1 pseudogene is annotated in these 222 nt (G+C 51.8%); it reads right to left on the reverse strand.

The annotated features are described in order from the left end of the window. Positions 1 to 222: pseudogene (locus ACO0LN_RS30500) on the reverse strand (MotA/TolQ/ExbB proton channel family protein); the annotation flags it as partial.

A 222-nucleotide genomic window follows, 5' to 3' on the forward strand; every position in this document is an offset into this window, starting at 1 on the left:
CTTTGATACCAGAGTCAGCGATGAAGCGGAATGGGCTGCCTTCTTTCAAAGAAGCGGCACCGGCTTGGACAGAGGCTGCTTTCCAGAATTTGGAACGGGCATCTGTGGCTTGACCGGACAGTTTGACCTGGTCAATGATTTTGGTGATGAGGATGTACCAGCTGCCCATGGACATGATGACCATGATGATGAGGGTGCCTTTGGCAACGAAGTCACCGGTTT

This window comes from Undibacterium sp. TC9W (assembly GCF_049339865.1).
Lineage (GTDB): Bacteria > Pseudomonadota > Gammaproteobacteria > Burkholderiales > Burkholderiaceae_D > Undibacterium.